At 60.4% G+C, this 13,893-nt stretch carries 12 protein-coding genes; 5 read left to right on the top strand and 7 right to left on the bottom strand.

Annotation, left to right across the window (positions count from 1 at the left end):
- Window positions 1-3: 3 nt before the first annotated feature.
- On the top strand, window positions 4-1,590 hold the full coding sequence (locus ACZ9IM_RS07585; RefSeq protein WP_427626503.1) for a hypothetical protein: 1,587 nt from the start codon (window positions 4-6) through the stop codon (window positions 1,588-1,590).
- 88 nt (window positions 1,591-1,678) lie between these two features.
- Here ACZ9IM_RS07585 and ACZ9IM_RS07580 read toward each other — a convergent pair whose 3' ends face one another.
- The 7 genes from ACZ9IM_RS07580 to bioB form a co-directional block, all read right to left on the bottom strand.
- Complete coding sequence (locus tag ACZ9IM_RS07580; protein WP_007904189.1) at window positions 1,679-3,484, bottom strand: phenylacyl-CoA dehydrogenase; 1,806 nt, start codon at window positions 3,482-3,484, stop codon at window positions 1,679-1,681.
- A gap of 277 nt (window positions 3,485-3,761) precedes the next feature.
- On the bottom strand, window positions 3,762-4,058 hold the full coding sequence (locus ACZ9IM_RS07575; RefSeq protein WP_008076394.1) for a hypothetical protein: 297 nt from the start codon (window positions 4,056-4,058) through the stop codon (window positions 3,762-3,764).
- Between the two features lie 120 nt (window positions 4,059-4,178).
- Entirely contained in the window at window positions 4,179-4,859 is a 681-nt protein-coding gene (gene bioD, locus ACZ9IM_RS07570) for a dethiobiotin synthase (protein WP_063342337.1), read from the bottom strand.
- The gene (gene bioC / locus ACZ9IM_RS07565) at window positions 4,856-5,668 is read right to left on the bottom strand and encodes a malonyl-ACP O-methyltransferase BioC (protein WP_123497340.1); all 813 of its coding nucleotides are present in this window, start codon (window positions 5,666-5,668) and stop codon (window positions 4,856-4,858) included. The genes bioD and bioC overlap by 4 nt, the downstream gene beginning before the upstream one ends.
- Window positions 5,661-6,392 (bottom strand): alpha/beta fold hydrolase, encoded by a 732-nt coding sequence (locus tag ACZ9IM_RS07560; RefSeq protein WP_427626508.1) that lies wholly within the window; start codon window positions 6,390-6,392, stop codon window positions 5,661-5,663. Before ACZ9IM_RS07560 ends, bioC begins: the two co-directional genes overlap by 8 nt.
- The gene (bioF, locus tag ACZ9IM_RS07555; protein WP_476223646.1) at window positions 6,385-7,563 is read right to left on the bottom strand and encodes an 8-amino-7-oxononanoate synthase; all 1,179 of its coding nucleotides are present in this window, start codon (window positions 7,561-7,563) and stop codon (window positions 6,385-6,387) included. Before bioF ends, ACZ9IM_RS07560 begins: the two co-directional genes overlap by 8 nt.
- Window positions 7,564-7,801: 238 nt before the next feature.
- Window positions 7,802-8,857: a biotin synthase BioB gene (gene bioB, locus ACZ9IM_RS07550; RefSeq protein ID WP_427626512.1), complete on the bottom strand. Its 1,056-nt coding sequence runs from the start codon at window positions 8,855-8,857 to the stop codon at window positions 7,802-7,804.
- A 90-nt stretch (window positions 8,858-8,947) separates the two neighbouring features.
- On the opposite strand from bioB, the gene ACZ9IM_RS07545 reads away from it, so the two are divergent.
- The 4 genes from ACZ9IM_RS07545 to ACZ9IM_RS07530 all read left to right on the top strand — a co-directional run bounded on the left by ACZ9IM_RS07545 (window position 8,948) and on the right by ACZ9IM_RS07530 (window position 13,852).
- A complete protein-coding gene (locus ACZ9IM_RS07545) occupies window positions 8,948-9,688 on the top strand; it encodes a ComF family protein (protein ID WP_427626514.1) in 741 nt (246 codons plus the stop codon).
- A 185-nt stretch (window positions 9,689-9,873) separates the two neighbouring features.
- Window positions 9,874-10,638: a TOBE domain-containing protein gene (locus tag ACZ9IM_RS07540; RefSeq protein ID WP_476223645.1), complete on the top strand. Its 765-nt coding sequence runs from the start codon at window positions 9,874-9,876 to the stop codon at window positions 10,636-10,638.
- A gap of 130 nt (window positions 10,639-10,768) precedes the next feature.
- On the top strand, window positions 10,769-12,670 hold the full coding sequence (locus ACZ9IM_RS07535; RefSeq protein ID WP_427626518.1) for a PhoX family protein: 1,902 nt from the start codon (window positions 10,769-10,771) through the stop codon (window positions 12,668-12,670).
- A 207-nt stretch (window positions 12,671-12,877) separates the two neighbouring features.
- A complete protein-coding gene (locus ACZ9IM_RS07530) occupies window positions 12,878-13,852 on the top strand; it encodes a serine/threonine protein kinase (RefSeq protein WP_192344821.1) in 975 nt (324 codons plus the stop codon).
- Window positions 13,853-13,893 lie beyond the last annotated feature (41 nt).

Raw genomic sequence — 13,893 nt, 5'->3', positions numbered from 1 at the left:
CGTATGGAAGAGCCAATTATCGGGGCAGTCAGCACCACTTCACTTGCTCTGATTCGTGATGCGATACCCAGGCTGCTACCGCTGAGCGTGGCGGAAGCCATACCCAATTCCGGTAACTTGATTCCCCTGACGGCGGCGGCACGTGACCTGCGTATTGGCATCCCGGCATTGCCACAGCCCGGTCCCGCCGGGTCGCGCCCCATTATCCGGATATACGCAGAGTTACCGTCTCCGGGTGAGTATGAAATCCTTGCCCACCATCAAATGGCGGCGTATCCCACCGGGGATTTCGAGGTGCTTGTACCGCGCCGTAAGGTCGGCAGTGAAGGCGAGTATCGGCTCACGTACGTTCTGGATGACGGCGACAATCGACTGAGCGCCACCGCCAGCACCCGGTTGCTGATTAAGAAGACTGCACCTTTTGGCTACCTGTCCATCACACCACCGCGCCCACTGCCGCCGGAGAATCTGGCGACGCCACTGATTACCGATGAATACCTGGCCAACAATGACCCTGTCTTGTTTCGGATTCCTGAGCATGCAGAGATCAACAACCAGACAGCGTTGCGCGGAGTGTTCTACTACGGACACACCGACGTCCACATGCAGGTGCCGTATACCCCACCGATTACCCTGCCTGACTTGCCGGCTGATCGCCTTATTCCCGTGTCGGCGGCCACTATTCGCAACCGTGGCAACGGCACGCAGCAACTGACCTACCGCCTCATTGACCAGGCGGGTAACCGTGCGCGGGACTCGCAGATACTTGAGATCAAGGTAGCCGTGCGAATCACCCCTACGAACATCGCCATACCCCGGGTGCCTCTGGCGATTGCGCCCGACAACACAGTGACTCTGGGGGATATCAACCAAAGTGAGCCGGCCGGGATGGAGGTGTGGCTGGACAGTGTTGACGGTTTGCAGATCGGCGACTCCATCACGGTGCTCGTCGGTGCGCTGGCGGCATTGGTTGTTGTGTATGCAGGGCAGTCGTTGCCGATGCGGTTGGTGGTACCTGCGGCACGCGTGCAAGCCGCTGTTCCGGGAGCCACCACCAATGATACGCCGGCCTCCGTCAGGTTCAGGATCATCAGTGGCGGGCGAAACTTCGACGGGCTGGACGCCAGGAATCTGATCTTCAATCTGTCGACCTTCATGCAGTTGCTGCCGCCAGTGGTGAGAAACCTGAACGACGGCAATCTCACCTGCAACTCCCCACAACCCGGCAACCTGCCCTATTCCAACCGTTTCATTGAGGTGTATATCCCTCCCTCGGTGCTCTTGCGGGCCAATGCGACCGTTACTGTGAACTGTGCACTCAGTCGACAGGACGATGGCTCGACGCTGATCAATCCGCCAGTCACCGTCTCCGCCTTGCTGTCAGCCGACGCTGCGACGCTGGGTCAGACCTTGAACGTGCCGTATCCATTGACCATGGGCCTGATCGGCAGAGGGGTAATGTACGTTTTCTATACGACGCTCAATGCGGCCGGGCAAGCGATTCGGTCAGCACCGGTGGCTGTACCGGTCAGGGGGGTTTTGCCGGGGAACTTCTATTGCGACGGCACGCCTTTTATCCCGACGCCTTGATGGATGCTGCAGCGTTGCGCGTCTGGCGCCCATAAAAAAACCGCCGCTCCCAAAAGAAGCGGCGGTTTATTGAAGAGTGGCGTGAGGCTTAGTAACCCAGCGCGAAGTCTTCTTCTTTCATGTCCATCAGGTTGTTGGCGCCCGACAGCATGGTTACAACGTGAGTGCGGGTACGCGGCAGGATACGCTGGAAGTAGAAGCGCGCAGTCTGCAGCTTGGCGGTGTAGAACGCCTCTTCGGTGGTGCCGGCAGCCAGTTTCTCGGCAGCCAGACGCGCCATGTCAGCCCAGAAGTAGGCAAGGCAGGCGTAACCGGAGTACATCAGGTAGTCCACCGACGCGGCGCCAACTTCTTCGCGGTCTTTCATGGCAGCCATACCGACCTTCATGGTCAGCTCGCCCCACTCTTTGTTCAGCGCAGCCAATGGCTCGACGAACTCTTTGACCGCGTCGTTGCCTTCGTTGGTCTGGCAGAACTTGTGGACGATCTTGGTGAAGCCTTTGAGCGCTTCGCCTTGAGTCATCAGCACTTTACGGCCCAGCAGGTCGAGTGCCTGGATACCGGTGGTGCCTTCGTACAACATCGAAATGCGGCTGTCGCGAACGTTCTGCTCCATGCCCCACTCGGCGATGAAGCCGTGGCCGCCGTAGATTTGTACGCCGTGGTTAGCGGATTCGAAACCGACTTCAGTCATGAAGGCTTTGGCGATCGGCGTCATGAAGGCCAGCAGTGCGTCGGCTTTCTTCTTCTCTTCTTCATCGACGCCGTACTTGACGATGTCGACTTGCTTGGCGGTGAAGTAAACCATCGCACGGTTGCCTTCGGCGAACGCCTTCATGGTCAACAGCATGCGACGTACGTCAGGGTGAACGATGATCGGGTCAGCGGCTTTGTCCGGCGCTTTCGGGCCAGTCAGGGAGCGCATTTGCAGACGATCGCGAGCGTATTTCAGGCCGCCCTGGAAACCGATTTCGGCGTGAGCCAGACCTTGCAGCGCGGTACCCAGACGTGCGGTGTTCATGAAGGTGAACATGCAGTTCAGGCCTTTGTTCGCCGGGCCGATCAGGTAACCGGTGGCCGCGTCGAAGTTCATCACGCAAGTGGCGTTACCGTGGATGCCCATCTTGTGTTCCAGGGAACCGCAGGTCACAGCGTTGCGTGCGCCAATCGAGCCGTCTGCGTTCGGCAGGAACTTCGGAACGATGAACAGGGAAATGCCTTTGGTACCGGCCGGTGCATCCGGCAGACGTGCCAGAACGATGTGGACGATGTTGTCGGCCATGTCGTGTTCGCCGGCCGAGATGAAGATCTTGGTGCCAGACACTTTGTAGGAACCGTCGGCCTGAGGTTCGGCCTTGGTGCGCAGCATGCCCAGGTCGGTGCCGCAGTGCGGTTCGGTCAGGCACATGGTGCCGGTCCATTCGCCGGAAACCAGCTTGGTCAGGTAAGCCTCTTGCTGCTCAGGCGTGCCGTGCTCGGAAATGGTGTTCATCGCGCCATGGGACAGGCCTGGGTACATGCCCCACGACCAGTTGGCTTCGCCAACCATTTCGCTGACGGCCAGACCCAGAGACTCTGGCAGGCCTTGGCCGCCGTGCTCTACGTCGTGAGCCAGGCTTGGCCAGCCACCTTCGACGAATTGCTTGTAGGCTTCTTTGAAACCGGTCGGCGTTTTAACGCCGGACTCGCTCCAGGTGCAGCCTTCGGTGTCACCCACGCGGTTCAGCGGAGCCAGCACCTGCTCACAAAACTTGGCGCCTTCTTCGAGAATGGCGTCAACCATGTCTGGAGTTGCGTCTGCACAAGCCGGAAGGCTCTGATAGTGCGCTTCGTAGCCGAGCAGTTCGTCACGAACGAAGCGAATATCACGCAAGGGGGCCTTGTAGTCAGGCATAGCGATAAACCTCTGCTGATGTAACCGGGAATGAACGACCGCGTTGATTTGTTGTGGCGGTCAAACAGTTGTTTGAAACATACGTTTACGCCCAATTCTTGTCAAGCGCCGATCTTTTGCCGTTCGTCATCGCGTCATGAAAACCTCGGACACGCCGCTGCCCACCGCCGTTGACTGAGCAACACGCCATGTAGGAGAGATTAGTTGAGGCAGAAGGACTTACGCAGAAAAACGCCGCGAACAGGCGCGGCGTTGGAGTAGCGGATTCAGCGAGGGTTCAGGCAAATGTATCGATCAGCGTACCCAGCATTTCATCGGATGCCTTGGCGACTTTGACGCCCAGTTCCACCTGGAACTTGCCTTGGGACATCTCGACCATATTGCTGGCCAGATCCGATTGCTGGCTGCGGTCTACCGAACGCAGGCGATCAACCTGAACCTCGGAGGATTGACTGGTGACCGAACGCTCGATGGTGTTGTTGGCGATCTGACCCGAAGCCTGATCGACGCGGTTCTGCCCGGTCTGAATAGTGCTCAGACCGGCATAAAAAGCGGTGTTTCCTGAGATTTCCATGGGGGGAACTCGTCCGACAAAGGATCAACAGCGGCCATTGAACCAGACACGCCGACAAAAGGCCCGACAAAAACACTAATGGCACAGTGCCTTGTCATAGGTAAAACCCAAGCAACAAATTCAGTCCAGCAGGTCCAGCTGCAAATGCGCGGCCACCGCGTCGGCGGTCACCGACTTGAGTTTTGGCACTCGCCCCAGGCATGGCGCGGGGATGCGCTCGGCCAATGTCGCGAGGTTCTCTTCAAGGCGCGACGTCTTCGGATCGATGATGTTGGCCACCCACCCTGCCAACTGCAAACCATCTCGTGCGATCGCCTCGGCTGTCAGCAGCGCATGATTGATGCAACCCAGCCGTACGCCGACCACCAGGATCACCGGCAGACCCAGCGCCATCGCCAGGTCCGACAGATTGTCCTGATCCGCCAACGGCACTCGCCAGCCGCCAGCACCTTCGATCAAGGTGAAGTCCGCCTGCATATCGAGAATCTGCCGCATCGGTGTCAACAGTGATTGCACGGTCAACGCCACGCCAGCCTCTCGCGCCGCCAGATGCGGTGCAATCGCCGGTTCGAACGCGACCGGATTGACCTGATCGTAGGTCAACGGTATCGAGCACTCGGCAAACAGTGCCAGCGCATCGGCGTTGCGCAACCCCTTGGGCGTCAGCTCGCAACCGGAGGCCACCGGTTTGCCCGCTGCCGTGCTCAAGCCCGCCAATCGCGCGGCATGCAGCAAGCCTGCGGCGACGGTGGTCTTGCCGACATCGGTGTCAGTACCGGTGATGAAATAGGCTGCACTCATAAGGGTTTCTCCAACACGGCGTAAACCACTTGATAAGTCGCCGGCAGTCCCTGTGCCTGACGATACTGCTCGTAAGCCTCGATCAGGCCGAGGATCCGCGCCCTGCCGGTCAAACCGCCTGGCCGACCGGGGTTCAGGTTATGCGCCCCAAGTGCCTTGAGCTCATGGGTCAGGCTGCGGACATCGGGGTAATGCAACACATGCGGCTGCGTTTCGAGGCTGACGATCTTCAAGCCGCTGCCCGCGCAAAGCTGTTGGTAAACACCGAACTCGCGGAAGCGGTTGACGTGCACCATGCCGTCCACCTGACGCCAGCTGTCGCGCAATTCGTACAGCGTGCCTACACACAGACTAGCAAACGCAAAAACACCGCCCGGTTTCAGTACCCGATACGCCTCATTGAGCACCGAGGCGAAATCCGCGCACCATTGCACCGCCAGGCTGGAGAAGACCAGGTCGCAGGTCGAGTCTTGCAACGGCAAGCGCTCGGCATCGCCCGCGATGAAATGAGTCGCGCCGCCCAAGGGCCGGGCGTGATTGAGCATCCCTTCTGCGATGTCCAACGCCACGCCAGCGCTCGCAGGAAACTTCTGCGCCAAGGCTCGGCTGAAATACCCTGTGCCGCAGCCCATATCCAGCCAACGAGCAGGGACAAAATCTTCCGGTAACCGACGTAACAACTCGCTGCCCACGTCGCGCTGCAATTCGGCCACGCTGTCGTAGCTCGCCGCCGCGCGGGAAAAGGATGCCGCCACCTGGCGCTTGTCGGGCAAGCCGCCGGGCAGGTTGGGAAGGGATAAATCAGTCATCACCGAACTCATGCAAAAAGGCCTGAATCGCCCCCGCCACACCGTGAGGGTCTTCCAGAAGAAACGCGTGGCTGGCCTGCTCAATCAGACCGATTTCGACATCCGGCAGCAGCACCAGCAAATCCCCCGCCGCTTCGGCCGGGACCAGCCCGTCGAGGCCGGCGAACAAGTGCAATTGCGGGCCGCGAAACGCTTGCAACGCTTGCCGGGTATCCAGCTGGGCAAGCAACTCCAGGCCGCTCATCAGCACCGGCGAAGATGTATGCGGTGCGCCAGCGAGCAACAGTCGCGACATCCCACGCGGGTCTTCGGCACCTTGGGCGCACAGCAGCGAAAAACGTTTCAACGTCATGCGCGAGTCAGCCTTGCAGCCGGCCAGAAACGCATCGAAGGTTTCGCCGGGCATCGCGCTCGACCATCGTTCATGGGCGACAAAAGAAGGGTTGCTCGCCAGGGTCACCAAGCCGCAGCAGCGGTCACCGCGTCGTGCCGCCAACTCGGACGCCAGCATGCCACCCAATGACCAGCCACCGAGCCAGGCATCCTGCGGCAACGTCGAGTCCAACTCATCGAGCCATTCTTCGAGGTCGCTCGATTCCAGTTCCGGCAATGGCTCGATCTCGACGCGCAGGTGCTCATCCAAACCCCGCAAGGCAGCTGCCAAGGGCTCCAGCGGCGAAATCCCGAGACCCCAGCCCGGCAGCAGAATCAGACGATCACGCATGGCTTGGCTCCGGTCCCAGTTGTTGAAAACAATCGGCCAGTCCATTTAACAATAGCTGTACCTGCGCCTCGCTGTGAGCGGCGGTCAGGGTCACCCGCAATCGGGCACTGCCGGCAGGTACGGTCGGTGGACGAATCGCAGTCACCATCAGCCCGCGTTCGCGCAGCATCTGCGACAACCGCACCGCGCGCCCGGCATCACCAATCATGATCGGCTGGATCGGCGTGAAGCTCTCCATCAACTCCAGCCCAATCTGTTCGGCGCCTTGGCGGAACTGACGAATCAGCGTCTGCAGATGCTCACGTCGCCAGTGTTCGCTGCGCAACAGCTCCAGGCTTTTCAGCGTCGCGCAGGCCAGCGCTGGTGGTTGGCTGGTGGTGTAGATGTAAGGCCGAGCGAACTGGATCAGGCTTTCGATCAGCTCTTCACTGCCAGCCACAAAAGCACCGGCCGTACCGAAAGCCTTGCCGAGGGTGCCGACCAGTACCGGCACATCTTCCTGACTCAGACCGAAATGCTCGACGATCCCGCCGCCATTGGCGCCCAGCGGACCAAAACCGTGCGCGTCATCGACCATCAGCCACGCGCCTTTGGCCTTGGCTTCCCGCGCCAGCGCCGGCAAGTCGGCGACGTCACCGTCCATGCTGAACACGCCATCAGTGACCACCAGCGTATTGCCGGTGGCCTTCTCAAGGCGCTTGGCCAGACTGGCCGCGTCGTTATGCAGATAGCGATTGAAACGCGCACCGGACAACAACCCTGCATCCAGCAACGACGCATGATTGAGCCGGTCTTCCAGCACCGTATCGCCCTGCCCGACCAACGCGGTGACCGCGCCGAGGTTGGCCATGTAACCGGTGGTGAATAGCAAGGCTCGCGGGCGGCCGGTGAACTCGGCGAGGGCTTCTTCCAGTGCGTGATGTGGGCCGCTGTGGCCGATCACCAGATGCGAAGCGCCACCGCCCACGCCCCAGCGCGACGCGCCGGCGCGCCAGGCTTCGATCACTTGCGGATGATTGGCCAGGCCCAGGTAATCGTTGTTACAGAAGGCCAGCAATGGCTGACCATCGACCACCACTTCCGGCCCCTGAGGGCTTTCGAGCAGCGGACGCTGGCGATAAAGGTTTTCGGCACGACGGGCAGCAAGGCGTGCGGCGAGATCAAAAGACATGCAGGCCTCGAAGGTCATTTCACAATCTGATGCAGGAACATTGGACTTGGCTGCAAACCGAGTCGCGGCCATCGCGGGCAAGCCACGCTCCCACAGGTTCTACGCAGTTCCTTGTGGGAGCGAGCCTGCTCGCGATGAGGCCATGACATCCAACATCTGTGTTGAATATCTAATTGCTATCGCGAGCAGGCTCGCTCCCACAGGGTTTTGCATTCCTTCAGAGAAATCGGTGAAGGTCTCAGACAGCCGCGTTATAGAACTGCTCGCTGCTCTTCTGCTCCACCAGCGCCTGTTCGATGGCGGCCTGATGCACTTCGTCGGCATGCTCTTCGCGGGCTTCCGGCAGGATCCCCAGACGCGAGAACAGCTGCATGTCCTTGTCCGCCTGCGGGTTGGCGGTGGTCAGCAGTTTTTCGCCGTAGAAAATCGAGTTGGCGCCGGCAAAGAACGCCAGGGCTTGCATCTGCTCGTTCATCGCTTCACGGCCCGCGGACAGACGCACGTGGGATTTTGGCATCAGGATGCGAGCGACAGCGAGCATGCGGATGAAGTCGAACGGGTCGACGTCGTCAGCATTTTCCAGCGGCGTACCGGCGACTTTCACCAGCATGTTGATCGGCACCGACTCTGGATGCTCAGGCAGGTTGGCCAGCTGAATCAGCAGGTTGGCGCGGTCGTCGAGGGACTCGCCCATGCCGAGAATGCCGCCGGAGCAGATCTTCATCCCCGAATCACGCACGTAAGCCAGGGTTTGCAGGCGCTCGCTGTACGTACGGGTGGTGATGATGCTGCCGTAGAACTCCGGCGAAGTGTCGAGGTTGTGGTTGTAGTAGTCCAGGCCGGCTTGGGCCAGGGCGACGGTCTGGTCCTGATCGAGACGACCGAGGGTCATGCAGGTTTCCAGGCCCATGGCTTTCACGCCTTTGACCATTTCCAGCACGTACGGCATGTCTTTGGCCGACGGGTGCTTCCACGCCGCGCCCATGCAGAAACGGGTCGAACCGATGGCCTTGGCACGAGCAGCCTCTTCGAGGACCTTCTGCACTTCCATCAGTTTTTCTTTTTCCAGGCCGGTGTTGTAGTGACCGGACTGCGGACAATATTTGCAATCTTCCGGGCAAGCACCGGTCTTGATCGACAGCAGCGTCGAAACCTGGACACGGTTAGCGTCGAAATGCGCGCGGTGCACCGTCTGCGCCTGGAACAGCAGGTCGTTGAATGGCTGAACGAAGAGTGCTTTGACTTCGGCCAAAGACCAGTCATGACGCAGGGTTGCAGTGGTGCTGGCGCTCATGGGCGTTTCCTTGTTTATGCTTGGCAAGCGGCTGGGGAATGGAATACCCACAGACGCGACACGGATGTTCGGCATATTTAAGGAAGAGCGATGCGCTGTCAACCACGATACGTAGGACCGGTTTACAACTGGTTAAACAATAACCAACACTGCTTACTCTGCAGCGAAGCGACAGAAGATATCCGGCCAATCTGTATGGCCTGCGAAACCGACCTGCCCTGGCTGGGCGAGCACTGCCAAACCTGTGCCCTGCCCTTGCCTTCCACGGGCCTGACGTGCGGCCAATGCTTGAAACAACCGCCGGCCTTCGAGCGAGTCGCAGCGCCCTGGACTTACAGCTTTCCGGTCGACAGTTTGATCACCCGCTTCAAGCACAGCGCAAAGTGGCCGTTAGGCCGCCTGCTCGCCGAACTTCTTGCTCAGTTCCTGCAACATCGCTTCGATGAAGACCTGGATCGGCCCGACGCGCTGATACCGGTACCGCTGGCCGCCAAACGCCTGCGCCAGCGGGGTTTCAACCAGGCGGCGATGGTCGCCCGCTGGCTCAGCGTCAGCCTCGATATTCCTTATGATGAAACGCTGCTGCTGAGGATTCAGGACACCAGCGCGCAACAAGAGCTGAATGCCGATGCCCGAAAAAAGAATCTGCGCCACGCCTTTGCCCTGGCGCCCAGGGCCTCGATCAAGGGTCGCCACTTCGCATTGGTCGACGACGTGCTGACCACCGGCGCCACCGCCCAGGCCGTGGCTCGCCTGTTGATGGAGGCGGGCGCCGCGCGGGTCGATGTCTACTGCCTGGCCCGTACCCCAAAACCTGGCGACGCGGTTTGACTTAACAACACAAAAAACTGTGGGAGCGAGCTTGCTCGCGATGGCGGCGCATCAGACACATCAATGTTGACTGTAATGGCCTCATCGCGAGCAAGTTCGCTCCCACAACGATTGGGACCTGACTTGACTCCTGCGCGCCAAGCCGCCAACGTCCTGCCCATCGTCACTGCCCAAAGCGTCTCGCCATGTCCTTGCCTACATTGTTGTCCCAGCACATTGCCCGTCGCCCGCAGCGCATCGCGTTGCTGCAACACATCGCCGAACAAGGCTCGATCACCCGCGCAGCGAAAAGCGCCGGCCTGAGTTACAAGGCGGCGTGGGACGCCATCGACGAGCTGAACAACCTCGCGCAGAAACCGCTGGTGGAGCGTAGCGTCGGCGGCAAGGGCGGTGGCGGCGCCAAACTGTCCAGCGAAGGTGAGCGCGTGTTGCGCCTGTATCAAAAGCTGCAAGCCTTACAGACTCAGGTGCTGGAAGCCGCCGAAGAAGCCAGTGATCTGGACCTGCTCGGTCGCCTGATGCTCAGAACCAGCGCGCGCAACCAACTGCACGGCAAGGTCGTGGCGATCGATGCACAAGGACGCAACGACCGCATCCGTCTTGAACTGGCCGAAGGTTTGCGGATCGATGCGCAGATCACCCACGACAGCACTCTGCGCCTGGAACTGCAGACCGGCACCGAAGTAGTGGCGCTGATCAAGGCCGGTTGGCTGGAACTGCTGGGCATCGATCAAACCGCAACGCCCGGCAACAATTGCCTGAAGGGCATGATCGAAGAAATCCTCGACGCCGGCGACGGCCCCAGCGAAGTGCGCATCGGCCTGCCCAATGGCCAGACACTTTGCGCCCTGGCCGAGCCGCTGCACCTGAAGACCCTCGAACTCACCGCCGGAAAACCGGTGCTGGTGCAATTCGCGCCATCCAACATTCTGCTGGGCACACCGCTCTAGCCCAAGTGCATCGCAACCGCTGTAGGAGCTGCCGAAGGCTGCGATCTTTTGATTCTGATTTTAAGAGACTGCAACAAAAGCTTCATCGACCACCATTAAGGTGGCTGCAAAAACCCGCAGGGAGCCTGATGTGAGCCTATTAGAAGACAACCAATCCACCGACCTCGAAAAGATGGTCGGCCTCAGCCGTCGTGGCTTCATCAGCGCAGGTGCCCTCTGCGGTGCGGCGATGTTTCTCGGTGGCAACCTGCTGAGTCGCAGCGTGCTGGCCGCCAGCGTCAGCGCCGGTTCCAGCAAACTGTTGGGTTTCGACAGCATCGCCGCCGCCACGACCGATACCATCACCCTGCCGCCGGGCTACAAATCTTCGGTGTTGATCAGCTGGGGCCAGCCACTGCAAAAAAATGGCCCGGCGTTCGACCCGAGCGGCAACGGTACGGCCCAGGCGCAGGAAGTCCAGTTCGGCGACAACAACGACGGCATGAGCCTGTTCGAATTCCCCGGTGAAAAAGACCGGGCGCTGATGGCGATCAACAACGAATACACCAACTACCGCTACCTCTACCCCCACGGTGGTATGCCGCAATCGGCGGAAGATGTGCGCAAGGCCCTGGCCTGCGAAGGTGTGTCGGTGATCGAAGTGCAGCGCCAGAATGGCCAGTGGCAGTTCGTCCAGGGCTCGCGCTACAACCGCCGCATTCACGGCAACGCGCCGATCAGCCTGAGCGGTCCGGCGGCCGGTCACGAGCTGATGAAAACCAGCGCCGACAAACACGGCAAGAACGTCCTCGGCACCTTCCAGAACTGCGCCAACGGCAAGACGCCGTGGGGCACTTATCTGACCTGCGAAGAGAACTTCACCGACTGCTTCGGCAGTAGCAATGCCGAGCAGAAATTCGATGCCGCGCAGAAACGCTACGGCGCGGTGGCGGCCAGTAAAGAAATCAACTGGCATCAACACGATCCGCGCTTCGACCTGGCGAAAAACCCCAACGAACTCAATCGTCATGGCTGGGTGGTGGAAATCGACCCGTTCGATCCGCAGTCCACGCCGGTCAAACGCACCGCGCTGGGCCGCTTCAAACATGAAAACGCCGCACTGGCCGAAACCAGTGACGGTCACGCGGTGGTGTACATGGGCGACGATGAGCGCGGCGAGTTCATCTACAAATTTGTCAGCCGCGACAAGATCAACCATAAAAACCCCAAGGCCAACCGCGACCTGCTGGACCACGGCACTTTGTACGTGGCGCGCTTCGATGCGGGCGACGGCAATGCCGATCACCCGAAAGGCCAGGGTCAGTGGATCGAACTGACCCACGGCAAAAACGGCATCGACGCCAGCAGCGGTTTCGCCGATCAAGCCGAAGTGTTGATTCACGCCCGCCTCGCGGCCAGCGTGGTGAAAGCTACGCGCATGGACCGCCCGGAATGGATCGTCGTCAGCCCCAAGGATGGCCAGGTCTATTGCACGCTGACCAACAACGCCAAGCGTGGCGAAGACGGGCAACCGGTGGGCGGGCCGAACCCGCGCGAGAAGAACGTCTACGGGCAGATTTTGCGCTGGCGCACTGACCGTGACGATCACGGCTCGAAAAGCTTTGCCTGGGATCTGTTTGTGGTCGCCGGCAACCCGGGCGTCCACGCCGGCACGCCGAAGGGCGGTTCATCGAACATCACACCGCAGAACATGTTCAACAGTCCGGACGGCTTGGGTTTCGACAAGGCTGGGCGGTTGTGGATTCTCACCGATGGCGATTCGAGCAATGCCGGTGATTTCGCGGGCATGGGTAACAATCAGATGCTCTGCGCTGATCCGGTCACCGGGGAGATCCGCCGTTTCATGGTCGGGCCAGTGGGCTGCGAGGTGACGGGGATCAGCTTCTCGCCGGATCAGAAAACCTTGTTTGTCGGGATTCAGCATCCGGGGGAAAACGGCGGGTCGACGTTCCCCGAGCATCTGCCCAACGGCAAGCCACGGTCTTCGGTGATGGCGATTTCCCGCGAGGATGGCGGGATCGTCGGCGCCTGATAAGCCCCCCCTCATGATCGTTCCCACGCTCTGCGTGGGAATGCAGCAAGGGACGCTCTGCGTCCCAAAATCGGACGCGGAGCGTCCGGCGAGGCGTTCCCACGCAGAGCGTGGGAACGATCCCATAGGAACGATCCCCCTAAAGAAGCCCCGTCTGCGCTACCATGTTTGGCCCGACGCGGCAGCCTGCTGCGCGCAGGAGTCAGCATGGCCCACCCGTTTGCAACGCTCACCCCAGACCTCGTGCTCGATGCCGTCGAAAGCATCGGCTTTCTCAGCGACGCCCGCATTCTGGCGCTCAACAGCTACGAGAACCGTGTCTATCAGGTCGGCATCGAAGACTCCGAACCGCTGATCGCCAAGTTCTACCGCCCGCAGCGCTGGACCAACGAAGCGATTCTCGAAGAGCACCAATTCACCTTTGAACTCGCCGAATGCGACGTCCCGGTGGTCGCACCGATGATTCACAACGGTGCCAGCCTGCACGAACACAACGGTTTCCGTTTCACCCTGTTTCCCCGTCGCGGTGGCCGTGCGCCGGAGCCGGGCAATCTCGATCAGCTGTATCGCCTGGGGCAACTGCTGGGTCGGCTGCACGCGGTCGGCTCTACCAAACCGTTCGAACACCGTGAAGCGCTGGGAGTAAAGAACTTCGGTCAGGACTCGCTGACGACATTGCTCGAAGGCAATTTCGTACCCAAAAGCTTGCTGCCGGCCTACGAGTCCGTGGCCCGCGACCTGCTCAAGCGGGTCGAAGAGGTCTACAAGGCCACGCCGCACCAGAACATCCGCATGCACGGCGATTGCCACCCCGGCAACATGATGTGCCGCGACGAGATGTTCCACATCGTCGACCTCGACGACTGCCGCATGGGCCCGGCGGTGCAGGATATCTGGATGATGTTGGCGGGTGATCGTCAGGAATGTCTGGGGCAGTTGTCGGAATTGATGGACGGCTACAACGAATTCCACGACTTCGACCCGCGGGAACTGGCGCTGATCGAACCGCTACGCGCCTTGCGCCTGATGCACTACAGCGCCTGGCTCGCCCGACGCTGGGACGACCCGGCCTTCCCTCGCAGCTTTCCGTGGTTCGGCACCGAGCGCTATTGGGGCGATCAAGTGCTGGCGCTGCGTGAACAATTGGCTGCGCTCAATGAAGAGCCACTGAAGCTCTTTTAAATTCAAGATCAAAAGATCGCAGCCTTCGGCAGCTCCTACAG

The organism is Pseudomonas sp. TE12508 (genome assembly GCF_056279485.1).
The sequence above is the reverse complement of the archived record's forward strand: the minus strand, read 5'-3'. Positions and strand labels throughout refer to the sequence as shown.

What these genes read in the sequence shown, in the direction of transcription:
- ACZ9IM_RS07585 (WP_427626503.1), top strand. Translation starts at nt 4, where the DNA reads ATGGAAGAGCCAATTATCGGGGCAGTCAGCACCACTTCACTTGCTCTG.
- ACZ9IM_RS07580 (WP_007904189.1), bottom strand. Translation starts at nt 3,484, where the DNA reads ATGCCTGACTACAAGGCCCCCTTGCGTGATATTCGCTTCGTTCGTGAC.
- ACZ9IM_RS07575 (WP_008076394.1), bottom strand. Translation starts at nt 4,058, where the DNA reads ATGGAAATCTCAGGAAACACCGCTTTTTATGCCGGTCTGAGCACTATT.
- bioD (WP_063342337.1), bottom strand. Translation starts at nt 4,859, where the DNA reads ATGAGTGCAGCCTATTTCATCACCGGTACTGACACCGATGTCGGCAAG.
- bioC (WP_123497340.1), bottom strand. Translation starts at nt 5,668, where the DNA reads ATGACTGATTTATCCCTTCCCAACCTGCCCGGCGGCTTGCCCGACAAG.
- ACZ9IM_RS07560 (WP_427626508.1), bottom strand. Translation starts at nt 6,392, where the DNA reads ATGCGTGATCGTCTGATTCTGCTGCCGGGCTGGGGTCTCGGGATTTCG.
- bioF (WP_476223646.1), bottom strand. Translation starts at nt 7,563, where the DNA reads ATGTCTTTTGATCTCGCCGCACGCCTTGCTGCCCGTCGTGCCGAAAAC.
- bioB (WP_427626512.1), bottom strand. Translation starts at nt 8,857, where the DNA reads ATGAGCGCCAGCACCACTGCAACCCTGCGTCATGACTGGTCTTTGGCC.
- ACZ9IM_RS07545 (WP_427626514.1), top strand. Translation starts at nt 8,948, where the DNA reads ATGCGCTGTCAACCACGATACGTAGGACCGGTTTACAACTGGTTAAAC.
- ACZ9IM_RS07540 (WP_476223645.1), top strand. Translation starts at nt 9,874, where the DNA reads ATGTCCTTGCCTACATTGTTGTCCCAGCACATTGCCCGTCGCCCGCAG.
- ACZ9IM_RS07530 (WP_192344821.1), top strand. Translation starts at nt 12,878, where the DNA reads ATGGCCCACCCGTTTGCAACGCTCACCCCAGACCTCGTGCTCGATGCC.